Origin of the sequence: Arthrobacter sp. ISL-72 (assembly GCF_018613755.1) — a bacterium.
Taxonomy (GTDB): domain Bacteria; phylum Actinomycetota; class Actinomycetes; order Actinomycetales; family Micrococcaceae; genus Arthrobacter.
Genome location: NZ_JAGGPP010000004.1, coordinates 92,606 through 108,521, shown reverse-complemented (window position 1 = coordinate 108,521; position 15,916 = coordinate 92,606). Strand labels below are relative to the sequence as shown.

The following is a 15,916-nucleotide window of genomic DNA, read 5'->3' as shown; positions in this document are numbered from 1 at the left end:
CCGGGAACCTGGACTCGTGACAGTTCCTTCACCACATCCGCAATATTTTCAGGCAACGATGAGGAGCCACCTCATGAGCAAGGAAAGTCCCACGCAGCCATCGCCCGGCCGGAGACTCCGGAACCCCGTTAGCCGCGGACTTCGGAACCCCGGGCGCCTTCGCCGGCGCATCATCGCACAGCTGGTTGCAGTCCTCACCGCAACAGCCCTCACGGCAGCAACAGCGGTCCCCGCGCTCGCCGTGTTCAACGGCAGCAGGGCGGATTCGGACGACTACGCGTGGGCCGTCAGGGTGGAGCTGGCCTACCCGGAAGGAATCGCATCCTGCACCGGGTCCCTGATCACCGAGGACACGGTCGTCACGGCAGCACACTGTATCCGGAGCAACGGACGCAGTCCGTCAGCAATCAACGTGACCTTCCACTACGGCCTCAGCCGCTCCCAGTACACGGTCGGCGTAGCAACGGCCGTGCCGATGCCGGGCTATGACCCCGCCCTGATCAAGAACGACATCGCGCTGCTCTTCCTGCAATCGCCTGTTTCCGAACCGAGTATCGAATTGGCGTCCACGCCGGCGCCGCTCGGGGCAGAGGTCACCGTTGCCGGCTACGGCTGCACGGGAGACCCGTTCGTGGCGGCCGCACCCTGTGATCCTGCGGCCCGGCTGGTTGAGACGCAATTGACGACAGTCCCGGCCGAGGCCTGCCCGGACATTGCGGGTCCCTGGCAGTTCTGCACCTATTCTGCCCACACCACCGCGAACCGCGGTGACAGCGGCGGCCCGGTCATCTGGTCCGACCACGGTGAAGCGAGACTGGTAGGGGTCACGAATGCGATTGAACTGCCGCCCGCCGCCGCCTACCTGAACCTGTCTGCTTCCGTTCCCTACGGACTGGACTGGATCAGGGCTACTACCGCCGGTCGGCGCTGACGGTTTTCAGCACGCCGCGGATGGAGATCCCCGCCGCACACACAGTATGTTGTGAACCAGGAGCTGCCCGGAAAGCCCCGGCCGGATAGGAGGCTGCGGTCATGAGGTACATCGACGATTTGGGCGAGGCCGGGCGGGACGACGTCGCCAGGGCCGGCGGCAAGGGTGCCGGACTGGGCGAACTGGTCCGGGCCGGCCTGCCGGTTCCGCCGGGCTTCGTGCTGACCACCGCCGCCTACGAGTTGTACATCCGGGAAAACGTCCTGGCCGACCGCATTCAGGAGCATGCCTCCTTGCCGGCTTTCACAGGAGCCAGTGACTACGATGAGGCGTCCGGGCACATCCGCGGGCTCTTTACCGGCAGTGTGATGCCGGCGGCGGTAGTTGGAGAAATCCGCGATGCCTACCGCGAACTGGACACCGACGGAGCCGGACAGACCGCCGCGGCGGTGCGGTCCTCCGCCACCGCCGAGGACCTCGCCACCGCCAGCTTCGCGGGCCAGCAGGACACGTATCTCAACGTGCGCGGCGCCGATGCCCTGATCGAAGCGGTCATCAACTGCTGGGCCTCCCTCTGGACCTCCCGCGCCATGGCTTACCGTGCCCGGGAAGGCATCCGGCCGGACCAGGTCCGGCTGGCGGTGGTGGTCCAAAAAATGGTGGCCGCAGACGCTGCCGGCGTGATGTTCACCGCGAATCCCGCCACCGGACGCCGGGACCAGGCCGTGATCAGCGCTGCGTGGGGGCTGGGCGAGGCCGTGGTCAGCGGCGCCGTCTCCACCGACGACATCGTGGTCGACGCAGCAACAGGGAAAGTGGTCTCCCGCCGGACCGCCGACAAGGACGTCATGACTGTCTATGCCGAGCAGGGCACCCGGGAGGAACCCGTTCCGGCCTCACGCCGGCACCAACCCGTCCTCGACGACGACGCCGCAGCCAGCCTCGCCGGCTACGGACGACGGATTGCGCAGCACTTCGGCACTCCGCAGGACATCGAGTGGGCGCGGGCGGACGGCGAATTCTTCATCCTGCAGTCCCGCCCCGTCACGGCCCTGCCCGAGCCCGCCGGTGAGGTGCCCAGCGACTGGGCCGTACCCTACCCGAAGGGCCTTTACTTCCGGGCGAGCATCGTCGAGCAGCTTCCCGATCCGCTGTCGCCCTTGTTTGCGGACCTGATTGACGGCTCGGTCTCACGGTCGCTCCAGGCCCTGCTGGGCGAGGCTTTCGGCAAGAGCGGCTTCCGGGACGGCGACCTGGGCCTGCCTGCCATCAACGGCTACGCCTATTACTACTACCGGACGTCCGGTTTGCTGCGGCTCATCGGCAAGATGCCGGCGGCCGCCCGCGCGCTTTTCCGGGGCGAGGCGCACATGGGGATCGAGGGCTGGCGGGACTATTCACACCCGCGCTACGTGCATGCGGTGCAATCCTGGTCGGCGAAGCCGGTCGCGGACCTCTCCGGCCAGGAACTGCTCGCGGGGGTGACAGCGCTGCTTGATGCGGGAACGGTCTACTACACCGCCGTCCAGTCCGTCATTCCCATCGCCGCGACCGGCGAGCTCGCGTTCCAGAAGTTCTACAACACCTTTATCCGGCGGGACGGTGATCCGCCGGCAGCGGCGTTCCTGCTCGGCTACGAGAGCGAACCCATCCGGGCGGACAAAGCCCTCTACGACGTGGCCGAGTGGTCCCGCGGAGTTCCGGGCCTCGCAGCGGCCATCCTGGCGACGCGAACAACGTCTCTCGCCCGGGCACAGGGATCAGGGGTTCCTCCGGCAGGGATGGATCCCGGGCTGTGGCATCAGTGGGAACACCGCTTCCAGCTCCACCTGGACTGCTTCGGCCACGCGGTCTACAACCTGGACTTCATCAACCCGGTGCCGGCTGACGACCCGTCCCCGCTGCTGGATGCGCTGAAGTTCTATCTGCGTGGACAAGGCACCGATCCGCACCGGAGGCAGCAGCTGGCCGCCGCCCGCCGCGAGAAGCTCACCAGGAACGTCCTTGCCCGGCTGCACCCTGCCCGCAAAGCAGCCTTTACACGGATGCTGCGGTGGGCGCAGGCGCCGGCGCCGGTCCGCGAAGATGCGCTGGCCGACGTCGGACTCGGCTGGCCGCTGATGCGCCGGATGCTGCGCGAACTGGGCGGGCGCCTGGTCGCCGCGGGAGTCATCACGGAACCTGACGATGTGTTCTGGCTTCGCCACGGCGAAATCAGCAGCGCGGTCGGATTCGGCCTGGCCGACCCTGCCGGACCGGCCGCCATCACGGGCCCGGAACGACCGGTGCTGGCTGAATCGGTCGATGAGCGCAGGCTGCGCTGGCGGGGCCAGCGCAAGGCCGCCGCTCCACAGATGCTGCCGGAGATCCGGTGGCTGCAGCGGTCCCTGGCAGGGATGATGCCCGAGGGGTCCCAGGACCAGCCGGGGAACACGATCAAGGGTGTGGGCGCCAGGCAGGGCAGGGTCCGTGCTCCTGCCCGGGTTCTGGCCGGTCCCGAGGACTTCCCCCGGATGCGGCCGGGAGAGGTGCTGGTGGCGCGGATCACCACCCCGGCCTGGACCCCGCTCTTTGCCATGGCCTCGGCCGTGGTCACTGATGTTGGCGGACCGCTGAGCCACAGCTCCATTGTGGCCAGGGAGTACGGCATCCCCGCGGTGCTGGGCACCGGGGTGGCGACCCGCCGGATCGCGAGCGGCCAGCAGATAGAGGTCGACGGCGAGGCCGGCACCGTGACGATCGTTCCGCCGACGCCGAGTTAGCAGCCGGACGACTGCTCATCCGGCAGTTCTTCGTCCGATTCAACGCGGAGCAGCAGGGCGAGCGGGCTGTCAGCGCGGACGTCCGGGAGCACAGCACCGATGACAAACAGGGTGACGTTTCGGTCAAACAAGAGGTCCACCACGTCCAGGAACAGCCGCCACTCCGGCGAGACCGCGGCGTCGGACGCGCCGGGGACGCCGTCAACCACCCACTCTCCGAACCGGGCGGCCAGGGCGTCGAAGTCCCGGGCAGCGGGATTCCCGGCGGTGAGTTCACCGAAGCTGATCCACAGCAGGTCCCCTTCCGCGCTCTTCACCGACAGCGGCCTGCCGGCCACCTCCACTGTGCGGCGTTGGCCGGGAGCCGGGGTGAACAGGCCGAACGCGCCCAGCTGCCGGGAGGTGCCGGGGACGATGATCCGGCCCGGCCGGAATGTGCGCGGGTGGCTGCCGGTAAGTGGATCGGCCATGCCGGGCGGCTCCTAGAGCCAGCCCTTCCGCTTGAAGATTGTGTACATCAGGCCGGCAGTCGCGGCCATCAGGGCGATGGACAGGGGGTATCCGAGTGTCCAGTGCAGTTCGGGGATATGGTCGAAATTCATGCCGTAGACCCCGGCCACGAAGGACGGCGCAAAAAAGATCGCGGCCCACGACGAGATCTTCTTGACCTGCTCGTTCTGCTCCGCGCTCGCCTCGTTCTGCCGGTTCGCGGTCAGGGTGCCGTCCAGCGTGAGGGCGTTCTGGAGGATGTCCCGGAAGGAATCGGCACGGGAGATCAGCCGCTCCACATGGTCCTCGACGTCTCGGAGGTGGTGCTGCAGGTCAGTGTCCACCTCGTATTTGCCGAAGCCGCGCTTCAGAAGCTGCATCATGCCCGGCAGCGGGTGGATGGCGCGCTGGAACTGGATCACTTCGCGGGCCAGTTCGTAGATCCTTCGGGAGACAGCCGAATCCCCGCTGAACAGCTGGTCCTCGATCTCGTCGATGTCGTTTTCCAGTCCGGCAACGACGGGCACGTAGTCGTCCACCACCCGGTCCATCAGCGCATAGAGCACGGCTTCCGGACCATGGCTCAGGAGCTCGGGGCGGCCCTCCAGCCGTTCCCGTACTTTGGCCACGCCGGCTGTCTCGGCATGGCGCACCGTGACCACGAAGTTCTTGCCCGTAAAGATGTGCAGTTCGCCGAACTCGACTGTTTCCGTTTCATCGAGGTACCGGGCCGGGCGGAGCACGGTGAAGAGGACGTCGTCGTAGCGTTCCATCTTGGGGCGCTGGTGTGCCGAGATCGCATCCTCCACTGCCAGCCGGTGCAGGCCGAACTCCAGGGCCACGGCAGACATTTCAGCCTCGGTGGGCCGGTACAGCCCGATCCAGGCCATGCCTCCGCGGTCCGCCAGGGTCTCAAAGGTCTGCTCAAGACTGTGCGGTTCGGCCGTTCGGTGGCCGTTCACATACACGGCGTTGTCGATGATGGTCACGCGTCATTATCCCAGTCACTTGGGACGTGCCGCCGTCTGCGCCTGGCTTTGGGCGAGCCTGCTGATGAGCGGCTCGGTCCGGTAGGGGATATGCGTGTGCAGCGCCAGTACCGTCTCCGTGCGGATCACGCCCTTGATCCTCAGGATGGAGCGCAGCGCTGCCTGCAGGTTGTGGGTGTCTGTTGCCACCACGCGGCACCACACATCGCCCCGTCCCGAGATCTCGTGGACCTCCAGGACCTGGGGGATCAGGCGCAAGGCGCCCACCACTCCGTCGAGCTCCCGGTGGCTGACTTCTATCGTTACGAAAGCGACGACGTCGTACCCCACCGCTTCGAGGTCAATCTCCCGTCCGCCGTCGTGGAGCAGACCGGAACGCAGCATCCGGCGGATCCGCGACTGCGCGGTATTGCGGGCTATGCCGAGGGCGTCGCTGAGTTCGCCGATCTGGACGCGCGGATCGCGGATCAGTTCCAGCAGGATTTTCAGGTCCGTGGTGTCCAGGGTGTTCAAATCATCACTTCGGTTCAGGATTACGGTTCAGGATTGATTGTTTTGATCAATTTTGGCACGAATTTCGCTCCTCCCGGGCATCAGTGACCCATTCTGTAGCTACCAATTTCTTTCGTCCGGCCGCGTTCGCACCCACAAGGAACGTGCGCGGCGGCACTGCAGGCAAAGGCACGCACATGACTGTCTTCAGCGAACTCCGAATGCGCCCGGCCACCGCCGGTGGCTGGGCATGGGACGCTTCCACCACGGCCCGGCTGGTGATGGCGGGCGTTGTGATATTCACGCTCCTCGTCGGCGCGAACCTCGCAACACCGCTGTACCCGCTGCTCCAGGCGAATCTTGGCATCGGGTCCTTCGGAATCACCGTTGCCTTTTCCGCCTACGTCCTGGCGCTTGTGTCCACCCTGATGCTTGCCGGGCACTGGTCCGACCATATCGGCCGCCGCGCGGCGCTGCTGCTTGCCGTCGTCGTCGGACTGGCCGGCGGCCTGGTCTTCGCCAACGCGGACAGCCTCGCGATGCTGTCCGCCGGCCGCGCGCTCCAGGGCGTCGCCGTAGCTCTGGCCACCGGCGCCAGTTCCGCTGCCCTGCGCGAGTTGCTGCCTGCCCGCCCCGACTGGGCTTCACGCTTCACCTTGCTGGCATCCGCCGGGGGAGTCGCCGCCGGTCCGGCCATCGGCGGCCTGCTGTCCCTCCTGCCGGGACCCACAACCACCCCGTACTACCTTCACTCGCTGGTCCTCATCGCCATGCTGGTTCCGCTGTACCTGCTGAAGGCGCGGCCGGCCATCCAGTCAGCTGCCGGCCGGCAGCCGCTCAAGGTGCTGGCACCCCGACGCCCGTCCGTTTCGAGTGAAGCCCGGGGCGCCTTCTGGCTGGCGTCCGCCGTCGGGTTCCTGAGCTTCACCGTCTTCGGCTTCTGCCTCTCACTGGCACCGGGCTATTTCGCTCAGATCGTCGACGCCGACTCCCGCCCGCTCATCGGCGTGCTGGCAGGGCTGACTCTCGGCGCGTCGGCCGCCAGCCAGCTGCTGGCAGTCCGCGGCAGGTTCGTGGTGCCGGCCGGCTTGGCCGTGCTCGGTGTGTCCGTGCTCCTGATTGCCGCGGCCGCCGCCTGGAGCAGCCCGTGGCTGCTCATTGCGGCAAGCGTGGCGGCAGGGGTCGGCCAGGGCGTGTCGTTCCGGACCGTCTTCAACGAGGTGGCGGCCAAGGTTGAAGCCTCGAGACATGCGCAGATCATCAGCACGGTGTACGTGATCACCTACCTTGGAAGTGCTCTTCCGGTGGTCGGCCTGGGACTTGCGACGGCGGCGTTCGGATTACAGGCTGCGGTCGCCGGATTCGTGGTGCTGTGCGCGCTCCTGGCGTTCGTCCTGGCAGGCGCCACCCTCACGGCCGCTGCCCGCCGGCCGGCCTAGCGGCCGCGTGGTCCAAGGGGGCGAAGCCGCGCCGAAGCCTCCCGCGATTGCAAAGACTCCGTTGCAAACAAATAGTTGCAAAGAAACTATTGCAAAGGTTTCTTTGTAAGCGTAGTTTTAGGGCATGAAGAACCCGTCTGAGACAACCTCACCAGCAGCATTGCCAAGGGATGGCTCAGCTGAGGCCCTGGCAGCTTCCGCTCAGGGTGCGCCGTCGGGCCAGGAGCCAGCTTTTCCCGTCCGGCAGGTGGACACCGGGTCGCTCAAGGCGCTCGCACACCCGCTGCGGGTGCAGATCCTCGAGATGCTGTCCCGCTACGGGGCCCAGACGGCCTGCAGCCTGGGTGAGCTGCTGAACGAGTCCAGCGGTTCCACGAGCTACCATCTTCGCCAGCTGGCCAAGCACGACTTTGTCCGGGAGGTGGAAGGCAAGGGCACGGCACGGGAGCGGTGGTGGGAACGTCCCCGCGGCGCCATCCAGATCACGTCCCCGGAGCTGGCAACGTCCCCGGCGACGGAGGAAGCTTCGCGGCTGGTCACCCGCGAGTTCGAACACAGCAGGCAAGCCGTCCTGGCGGATTTCATGGCGCACGGCAGCGAAAGCCTTGAAGCCGAGTGGCTCCATGCGGCCCTGATCAGCACGGCCAACGCCCGGCTCACCGCGGATCAGCTGGCAAGGTACACCAGCGCGCTGGAGGCTTACGGCCACCGCCTGCTGGAGGACATCAGGAGCGAAGGCGAGCAGGAAGGCGCCCGCCCGGTGCAGATTCACCTCAATGCCTTCCCCATCCTCGGTGTTCCCGCCTCAGCGGGTAGCCGGAACCGCGCGCCACGCGCCGCACAGCCGTCAAGTCCTGAAAGGAAAGAGCCATGACCACAGTCTCCGCCGCCGGTTCAGCTGCAGGCGGCCGCTACCGCCGGCCAACGGTCCTCGAGTCGGCTGCGGCCGGGCTGGGCGCGGCACTGGTCCACTGGGCCGAAGGCCGGCGCGTCATTCACTCCGACCGGGCGGAACGCGAACGCGCCGCAATGCTCCGCCGGGAGCAGTTGGGCGTCCTGCGGGGCGACCTGATGGGCGCCGCGCATTCAGGGCTCCATGTTTGGCGTTAGGCGCCCGCCGTCGCAGTGAAGCTCAGTCAGGCAGCGGCCCGTGGTTTCCCTTGATGTGCTCGAACACCAGCGTGGTCTCGGTGTGGCCCACGACGGGGTCGGTTGCCAGGTTGTCCAGGACCCAGTCGCGCAGGTCCTCGGTGGTCGCCACGGCAATGTGCAGCAGATAGTCCACCGAGCCGGAGGTGTGGAAGGTCGAGAGCACCGCCGGCAGCCTGGGCACCCGGGACGTAAACCTGTCGATTTGCTCGCGGTCATGGGCGCGGAGCCTGACGGCGATGAGGGCCTGGACGGAACGGCCGATGGCGGAAAGGCTCAGTTTCGCCTCGAAACCCTGGATGATGCCGCGTTCGGACAGTGCCCGCGTGCGCATCAATGCCGTGGACGGGGCAATCCCCACGAGCTCGGCCAGCTGCTTGTTTGAAATCCGGGCGTCTTCGACGAGCGCGGCCAGTAGCCGCTCATCGATGGCATCCAGCGGTTCAGTTCCCGCGCCGAGCCGAATATTCTTCGCACCGCTGCTCACAGGTCCTCCTCAAAGTGTTATTGGTTCATCATATCCCGCACTTTCCGGTCATTCCATTCATGCGCACTGTGAATCTCCGAATTATTGCCAGATACTTGCCGGATTCAATGGCGAATAATTTCAAAGGAGTCCCGTGCTTTCCCTCGATACCCTGGCAGTCCATGCAGGCCGGAACGGCCTGACCGAACAAGGCGTCCACGCCGTGCCGATCGACCTTTCCACCACTGCGCCGCTTCCGTCAGTGCATGACGGCGGCCAGGCCTACGAACAGATGGCCACCGGCGGGGTGCATCTGGAAGGCCAGAGCACCGTCTATCAGCGGTTGTGGAATCCCACCGTTGCCCGTTTTGAGCAGGGCGTGGCTGTCTTGGAGGGCGCCCCGGAAGCGGTGGCCTTCGCCACGGGCATGGCTGCGCTCTCGGCCGTCCTGCTCGCGGCCGTGCAGGCCGGGAAGCGGCATGTGGTGGCAGTCCGTCCGCTGTACGGCGGCAGCGACCACCTCCTCGCCTCGGGCGTTCTGGGCACCGAGGTGACGTTCACGACGGCGGCCGGTGTCCGCTCCGCGCTGCGGCCGGAAACCGGGCTGGTGATGGTGGAAACGCCGGCCAACCCCAGTCTCGAGCTCGTTGACATCGCGCAACTTGCCGCCGACGCCGACGGGGTCCCGCTCCTCGTGGACAACACGTTCGCCAGCCCCGTGCTGCAGCAGCCGCTGCGGCACGGCGCCACGCTGGTGCTGCACAGTGCCACCAAGTTCCTTGGCGGCCACGGGGATGCCATGGGCGGGGTAGTGGCGGGTTCGCCGGAATGGACCACCCGGCTCCGCCGGATCCGTGCCGTGACCGGTGGGATCCTGACCCCCTGGCCGGCCTATCTGCTCCACCGCGGGCTGGCCACACTTCCGGTACGCGTCCGGGCGCAGCAGGCAACCGCCCACAAGGTGGCCGCCGCCCTGGCCGGACATGGCCTGGTGAAAGCGGTCCACTACCCGGGGCTCCAGGAGTGCGATCCGCTGGGCCTGGTAGGCACGCAGATGCACGGCCCCGGTTCACTGCTGGCCTTTGAACTGTCCAGCGCGGAGCACGCCGAGAGAGTCCCGGCGGCGGTCAGGACGGTCACCCACGCAGTTTCCCTTGGCGGCATCGATACCCTCATCCAGCATCCCGCGGGGCTGACGCACCGGCCCGTTGCCACGGAGGCAAAGCCCCATGCAAGGCTGCTGAGGCTATCCGTGGGGCTGGAGGATGCCGCGGACATTGTGGCGGACCTGCTGCAGGCAATCGAGGGAACGCGCTAGCGGCCCGGTTCCTTGTGACCGGCACCACCTTTGGGATGCACGACGGCGGTGATCACCGCCGTCGTGCATCCCAGCCCGATCACCGTCAGGGCCAGCGCCGTCCAGCCGAACGACTGGAAGACCAGGCCGCCGGCCCACCCGATGGCGCTCGAGCCCAGGTAGTAAGCGAGGTTGTACAGTGAGGCGGCCTGGGCCCGGGCAGTGGTGGCGATTCCTCCGGTCCAGCCCGCACCGATGCTGTGCGCTGCAAAGAATCCACCGGTGAACACCAGCAGGCCGGCCAGGATCAGCACCAGCAAGTGCGTCAGTGTCAGCGCCAGGCCGAGGACCATCAGCAGGATGCCGGCCAGCAGGACGGTCCGCCGGCCGAACCTCAGCGTGAGGCCTCCGGCCAGGCGGGAGGTCACCGTCCCGGACAGGTAGGCCACGAAGATGAGGCTGATTACGGTGGCGGGAAGCCCGAAGGGGTCCCCGGACAAGCGGAAGCCCAGATAGTTGTACACGGCCACGAAGCCGCCCATGAGCAGGAAAGCCTGCACATAGAGGGCCAGGAGGCGGGGATTGCGCAGGTGGCCCGCCAGCGTCCTCGCGGCGCCGCGGAATCCGCTGGCCCGGGCGGGAGTAAACCCGCGGGCCTTCGGCACCAGGACCAGGAACAGGACGGCAGCCGCGGCGGCCAGGACCGAGACGGCCAATGTTGCGGCCCGCCAGCCCCACAGCTCGCCCACGGGACCGGCAACCAGCCTTCCGGCCAGGCCGCCAAGCGTGGTGCCTGCCACGTAGCTGCCCGCTGCCTGGGCGGCGTGGGCTTTGTGTACCTCCTCGTTGAGGTAGGCAATGGCGATGGCCGGGATCCCGCCGAGCGCCATGCCCTCGAGAAGCCTGAGGCCAAGGAGCACGGGAAAAGTGGCAGCCAGCGGCGCCAGCAGGCCCAGCACCGTCGCGGCGGAGATGCCCAGGGTCATGGCCCGGACCCGGCCGATCCTGTCGGCCAGGAAAGACCACGGGATGACCGTCAGGGCCAGTCCCACCGTCGCCAGCGAGATGGTGAGGGCTGCTTCGGCCGCGGAGACCCGCAGGTCCGCGGCCATGATCGGCAGCACCGCCTGTGTGGAATAGAGCTGCGCGAAGGTTGCAACCCCGGCAAAAGCCAGGCCCGCCAGCAGCCGTCCATACTCGGCCGAGCCTTTCGGATGGCCGTTCCAGGGCTGGGGCTGTGACGTATTCAGCGCTGAAGGCATGGACATGAATCCAGCGTAGATCGCAGAAAGGAATGCTTCCAATGCATGATTTACATAGAATAGATGCCTGCAGCGGATCAAAGGCAGGGAGCCTCCGATGGACATCGAGCACAAACAACTGGCGCAGCTGCTGCCGTTGCTTCCCGTGCTGTCCGAACTAGGGCGGACGCAGCACGTGACGGAGACCGCGGAAATGCTGGGCATGCCGCAGTCCACCGTCAGCCGGGCGCTTGCCCGTGCCAGCGCGGTGGTGGGCACGGAGCTGCTGATCCGCGACGGCAGGGGAGTGCGGCTGACGGCGGCGGCCAAGGCGCTGCTGCCCTACATCGACGCCGCCCTCAACGAATTCCGGACCGGGCTGGACCTGGTGCGGCACGAGTCCGAGGTGGTGCGGGGCAGGATTGCGGTGTCCTTCCAGCACACTTTCGGCGAAGCGACGCTGCCGCTTCTGATCAACGCGTTCCGCCGCCGGCACCCGCAGACCGCCTTTGACCTCAGCCAGGGTGCCCGGGACGGCTGCCTGGCCGAGCTCGCCGCGGGAACCGCTGATTTTGCCCTGACGGCGCCGGTCGCGCCCGCGGGCCGCGGCATCGGTTCAGCCGCCCTGTACCGGGAACCGCTGCGCCTGGTGGTGCACCATGAACATCCGCTGGCCGGCCGGAAGGGGGCACGGGTCGCGGACATCAGGCAGGATCCGTTCGTGGCGATGGGGCCGGGCTACGGCATGCGCTCGCTGACGGACGCGCTGTTCCGGGAGGCGGGTGTCCGCCCCCGGATTGCCTTCGAAAGCCAGGACACCCATACCGCGCGCGGCCTCGTGTCCGCCGGGCTGGGCGTCAGCATCCTCCCGCCCGGCGGGCTGGCATCCGGCAGCACGTTGGCACCGCGTGCCGGCAATCTTGGCTGGGTGGAAATGCCGCTGGAATCGGCACTGGCTTTCCGTGAAATCGGCCTGGCCTGGCGTGAACGGCGGGGCGGCCACGAGGCCGAACCGGACCAGGTGGGGTTGTTCCGGGAACTTGTCCTGGCCGAAGGGCCTGCGTTGCTGGCGGAACTCATCCGGGCCCGTTCAGAAGGCTGACAGCCCGGCCATGATTTCGGCGACCGGAGCGGCCTGTGCCTGCCGGTATCCGGTTCCCGCCCAAAGATTCAGCCTCTCCGGATCGCCCGCAGCGGCGGCCGCGGCGCGGATCGGAGCTGTGAGGTGGTGAACCGCCGGGTACCCCTCGGGTGCGTCCTCATGGTCCTTGACGAAGGAGTTGACCAGGGCCCGTGCCTGCCTCCCGGTGAAGGCGCGGGTCAGGCGGGTTTCCGTGAAGCGCTCGCTGGCGAGGGCGTCCTTGTGGAGCGTCCGGGCGCTGCTTTCGTCGCTGCGGAGGAACGCGGTGCCCAGCTGGGCAGCCGCTGCGCCGGCATCCAGCACCGAGTCGAGGCCGGCTGAATCCATGATCCCGCCGGCCGCCACGAGGGGAACCCCGACGACGGTCCGCACGGCGGCGAGCAATTCCGCCGTCGTGAGCGGGGCACGGAAGCCTGCGGGGTTTCCCGCGGCAAGGAAAGCCGCGCTGTGGCCCCCTGCACTGCCGTGCTGGACTGCGAGGACGTCCGCTCCCCGTTCCACTGCCAGCATGGCCTCGGCCGTGGTGGTGATGGTGGCAATGACCGTGGTGCCGGCACGCTTAAAGGCGCGGACTTGGGCCTGCTCCGGGAGTCCGAAGGTGAAGCTGACAATTTCCACCGGGTCCGCCAGCAGGGCATCGACCTTGGCCTGCCATGCGTCATCGTCGTCGAACCGCAGTGCCGGAATTTCCGCGCCATACCGCCGGGCGTCGGGCTCAAGGCTCCGCCGGTAGTCCTCCAGTTGTTCCCGTAGTGCGGCCGGCGGATTGAGCTGGTCCGGGTCGGGGACGAAGAGGTTCATGCCGAACCGCGCACCGGCGGACCGGACCTCGCGGATGTCGGCTTCCATGGCTTCAACGGTCTTGTAGCCCGCGGCGAGGAAGCCCAGGCCGCCGGCGCGGTGCACCGCCTGGACGAACCGGGGCGTGGACGTGCCTCCTGCCATGGGCGCCGCGATGATCCTTGTACCGAAAATGGCGCGCGTCATGCCCTGCTCCCCGTAGTGACTCAGTAGTCTGTTCTGGTGACTAATTCTGACAACCTGCCGGCGGCGGATTCTGTTCCATCCATCGGCGGGGCCCCTGCCGCGACTTCCGCCGCCGCTTCCGGCACCGTGATCGGCCTGGATATTGGCGGCACCAAGACGCGCGGCGTCCGCTTCGAAGACGGCCACGTAGTGGCCGACGAAAGCGTGGGCAGTTCAAATGTACAGAACGTCAGCCGCGAGGAAGCGGCGCTTAACCTGGCCGAGCTGTTCGCCAGGATAGGCGGAGGAGCGGTGGCACAGGTCTACGCCGGGGCGGGAGGAATCGACACGGAGGGAGACGCAGCCGCGCTCGAAGCCCTGATCGCCCCGCATGCCCCGGGCGCCAAAATCACGGTGGTCCACGATTCGCGGCTGCTGCTGGCGGCCGGCGGGGCAAGCACGGGGGTAGCGGTCATCGCAGGCACCGGCTCGGCAGCCTGGGGCCGGAACGGGCAGGGCGAGGAAGCGCGGGCCGGCGGCTGGGGGTATCTGCTGGGGGACGAGGGCAGCGGCTACTGGCTGGGGCGGGAAGCTGTCCGGCACAGCCTCCGCCGCATGAACCAGGGCCTTGCACCGGACGAACTGACCACGGCTTTGCTGCGCTCCTGCAACATCGATGACCCCAACAAGCTGATAGCACTCTTCCATTCGCCGGAAACGGGGCGCCGCTACTGGGCGCAGCAGGCCAGGCTCGTGGTGGAGGCTGCCGACGCCGGCCACGCTCCCAGCCAGGCCCTTGTCGAGCAGGCAGGCAGGGACCTCGCCGGACTGGCCGCACAGTCTTTGCGGAAACTGGGCATCCAGGGCCCGGTGATCCTGGGCAGCGGCCTGGGCATGAACGTGGTGAGGCTGCAGGAGTCCTTCAAGCGCAGCCTTGCCGCTGAGGCCGTCACGGATGTCCGGGTCCTGGACCAGGATCCGGTCTTCGGCGTCCTGCAGCTGGTGGCTGAGCAGGAGCAGCCCTAGCCAAGGCGGGGCCGGTCGGCTTACCCTTGAGAAGCCGCCGGCGGAAGTGCCGGGCGAAGCGTTACGGTCCGGCTTTGAAGGCCCGGACATTGAAGCGGGGGAGGTGGAGACGATGACTGCAATATTTGTGCGCGCCATGAGCGCCAGCAATGTCATTATTCCTGCCCCGGCCGAACGCACGTCCTGACCGCGCCTTCCGGCGTTCCCGCCGAGTGACCTACGTGTCCTGAATTCGGCATCGGACTCCGTGCACCCGGGGCCTCAGCAGAGGTTCTCCATTGAAAACAACATCAGGTCACGTGCTGACCGCAGATAGTTCAACAGCTACCCACAGGCCGCCTGCGATGGCCGGTCCGGTCCGGTTCGGCTATACGGCCGCGACGGCAAAACTGTTTGACGAACACCCCGTCCCCAACGGGGAGAGCCCGGGCCGGGTGGTCCGGGTCGACCGGAACAGGGTTTTGGTTGCCGGTACGGACGCGCTCTGGCACCTTCCGTACCCTGCCCGCGGGGAAGCACCGGCCACCGGAGACTGGGTATGGCTCGGTGCCAATACCGCGGGAGAGCGCGCCGTCGTCGGAGTGCTGCCCCGGCATTCGGAGCTAAGCCGCAAGCGGGCCTTTGAAGCATCCTCGGATGCCCAGGTCCTTGGTGCCAACGTTGACGTGGTGGGCGTGGTGGTCCCCGTGGACCGCCCGCTCACCCACAATCGGCTGGAGCGGACGCTGGTGGCCGCGTGGGATTCCGGGGCCACACCGCTGGTGATCATCACCAAAGCGGATCTTGCCGGCATCGCGGACGACGTCGTCGGAAAGGTCATCCTGCAGGCCGCCGGCGTGGCTGTGGTTACCACTTCGGCGGAGCAAGGCGATGGCCTTGACGAACTGCTCGGACACCTTCCCGCCGGAGGGACACTGGTTTTGCTGGGTCCGTCCGGTGCGGGGAAGTCCACGCTGATCAATGCCCTTGCGGGGCATCACGCGCAGGAGGTCGGGACGGTCCGGGCCGGGGACGGCAAAGGCAGGCACACCACGACGTCCCGAGAGCTCGTCCCGCTGCCCGGCGGAGCGGTGCTCATGGATACCCCGGGCGTGCGCGGCTTCGGGCTCTTCGACGCGGACGACGGCATGGGGGAGATGTTCGGCGACCTCGAAGGGCTCTTCGGTCAGTGCCGCTTCGCCGACTGCGCCCACGAACGCGAACCCGGCTGCGCCGTCAAGGCGGCGCTGGCCGGCGGGACCCTGGAAACGCGCCGGTGGGAGAGCTACCTCAAGCTCCAACGGGAGCTCGCGGCGCTCAACCGGAGGCACGACGCAGCGGCCCGGCGCGCATACCAGCGGGAGTGGCACCAGAAGGTGGTGGTGGCCGGCAAGAGCCAGCGGGCTGCCGAACGCTACAGCCAGGAGCAGGCTGTTGAACGCAGCGGCAGGGACGGAAAGCGGGGCAAACGCAAACGGAGCTGATGCGCGGCCTGCAGGCGCTGACGGGGCGGTGGCACGTTCGGCGGCAGCGGATGGGTGGCAGCGCG

The 15,916-nt window shown here is 67.6% G+C and carries 15 protein-coding genes; 9 read left to right on the top strand and 6 right to left on the bottom strand.

Annotated elements, in window-relative coordinates; genetic code table 11:
* The first annotated feature begins 73 nt into the window (after window positions 1-73).
* A complete protein-coding gene (locus tag J7I92_RS03480; RefSeq protein ID WP_214837387.1) occupies window positions 74-931 on the top strand; it encodes a trypsin-like serine protease in 858 nt (285 codons plus the stop codon).
* Window positions 932-1,032: 101 nt separating this feature from the next.
* Window positions 1,033-3,693: a PEP/pyruvate-binding domain-containing protein gene (locus tag J7I92_RS03475; protein ID WP_214837385.1), complete on the top strand. Its 2,661-nt coding sequence runs from the start codon at window positions 1,033-1,035 to the stop codon at window positions 3,691-3,693.
* Here the strand turns inward: J7I92_RS03475 and zapE are convergent.
* The 3 genes from zapE to J7I92_RS03460 are packed head-to-tail and all read right to left on the bottom strand — an operon-like array spanning window position 3,690 to window position 5,684.
* Window positions 3,690-4,163 carry an AFG1/ZapE family ATPase gene (gene zapE / locus J7I92_RS03470; RefSeq protein ID WP_214837382.1) on the bottom strand — a complete coding sequence of 158 codons (474 nt, stop codon included), beginning with the start codon at window positions 4,161-4,163 and terminating at the stop codon, window positions 3,690-3,692. The genes J7I92_RS03475 and zapE overlap by 4 nt on opposite strands.
* A gap of 12 nt (window positions 4,164-4,175) precedes the next feature.
* A complete protein-coding gene (gene corA / locus J7I92_RS03465; protein WP_214837379.1) occupies window positions 4,176-5,171 on the bottom strand; it encodes a magnesium/cobalt transporter CorA in 996 nt (331 codons plus the stop codon).
* 15 nt (window positions 5,172-5,186) lie between these two features.
* The gene (locus J7I92_RS03460; RefSeq protein ID WP_214837376.1) at window positions 5,187-5,684 is read right to left on the bottom strand and encodes an Lrp/AsnC family transcriptional regulator; all 498 of its coding nucleotides are present in this window, start codon (window positions 5,682-5,684) and stop codon (window positions 5,187-5,189) included.
* A gap of 176 nt (window positions 5,685-5,860) precedes the next feature.
* Between J7I92_RS03460 and J7I92_RS03455 the strand changes: the two genes are divergently transcribed.
* From J7I92_RS03455 to J7I92_RS03445, 3 genes are all read left to right on the top strand, one after another.
* A complete protein-coding gene (locus tag J7I92_RS03455) occupies window positions 5,861-7,102 on the top strand; it encodes an MFS transporter (protein ID WP_214837373.1) in 1,242 nt (413 codons plus the stop codon).
* 124 nt (window positions 7,103-7,226) lie between these two features.
* Complete coding sequence (locus J7I92_RS03450; RefSeq protein ID WP_251039407.1) at window positions 7,227-7,976, top strand: helix-turn-helix domain-containing protein; 750 nt, start codon at window positions 7,227-7,229, stop codon at window positions 7,974-7,976.
* Window positions 7,973-8,212 (top strand): 2-nitropropane dioxygenase, encoded by a 240-nt coding sequence (locus J7I92_RS03445; protein WP_214837370.1) that lies wholly within the window; start codon window positions 7,973-7,975, stop codon window positions 8,210-8,212. Before J7I92_RS03450 ends, J7I92_RS03445 begins: the two co-directional genes overlap by 4 nt.
* A gap of 22 nt (window positions 8,213-8,234) precedes the next feature.
* Here the strand turns inward: J7I92_RS03445 and J7I92_RS03440 are convergent, their stop codons facing one another.
* Entirely contained in the window at window positions 8,235-8,738 is a 504-nt protein-coding gene (locus tag J7I92_RS03440) for an Lrp/AsnC family transcriptional regulator (RefSeq protein ID WP_214837367.1), read from the bottom strand.
* Between the two features lie 133 nt (window positions 8,739-8,871).
* Here J7I92_RS03440 and J7I92_RS03435 point away from each other — a divergent pair, with 133 nt between their 5' ends.
* The gene (locus tag J7I92_RS03435; protein WP_214837364.1) at window positions 8,872-10,035 is read left to right on the top strand and encodes a PLP-dependent aspartate aminotransferase family protein; all 1,164 of its coding nucleotides are present in this window, start codon (window positions 8,872-8,874) and stop codon (window positions 10,033-10,035) included.
* Here the strand turns inward: J7I92_RS03435 and J7I92_RS03430 are convergent.
* The gene (locus J7I92_RS03430; protein WP_214838152.1) at window positions 10,032-11,276 is read right to left on the bottom strand and encodes an MFS transporter; all 1,245 of its coding nucleotides are present in this window, start codon (window positions 11,274-11,276) and stop codon (window positions 10,032-10,034) included. The two genes, J7I92_RS03435 and J7I92_RS03430, sit on opposite strands and share 4 nt — an antisense overlap.
* Before the next feature lie 97 nt (window positions 11,277-11,373).
* Between J7I92_RS03430 and J7I92_RS03425 the strand changes: the two genes are divergently transcribed.
* Window positions 11,374-12,357 carry a LysR family transcriptional regulator gene (locus J7I92_RS03425; protein WP_214837362.1) on the top strand — a complete coding sequence of 328 codons (984 nt, stop codon included), beginning with the start codon at window positions 11,374-11,376 and terminating at the stop codon, window positions 12,355-12,357.
* Here J7I92_RS03425 and J7I92_RS03420 read toward each other — a convergent pair.
* A complete protein-coding gene (locus J7I92_RS03420) occupies window positions 12,346-13,383 on the bottom strand; it encodes a nitronate monooxygenase (RefSeq protein WP_214837359.1) in 1,038 nt (345 codons plus the stop codon). The genes J7I92_RS03425 and J7I92_RS03420 overlap by 12 nt on opposite strands.
* 81 nt (window positions 13,384-13,464) lie before the next feature.
* Here J7I92_RS03420 and J7I92_RS03415 point away from each other — a divergent pair, with 81 nt between their 5' ends.
* Both J7I92_RS03415 and rsgA read left to right on the top strand, forming a co-directional pair.
* Window positions 13,465-14,388, top strand: coding sequence for a BadF/BadG/BcrA/BcrD ATPase family protein (locus J7I92_RS03415; protein ID WP_214838149.1), 924 nt, complete (start codon window positions 13,465-13,467; stop codon window positions 14,386-14,388).
* A gap of 344 nt (window positions 14,389-14,732) precedes the next feature.
* Complete coding sequence (gene rsgA / locus J7I92_RS03410) at window positions 14,733-15,851, top strand: ribosome small subunit-dependent GTPase A (protein WP_214837356.1); 1,119 nt, start codon at window positions 14,733-14,735, stop codon at window positions 15,849-15,851.
* Window positions 15,852-15,916: the final 65 nt, after the last annotated feature.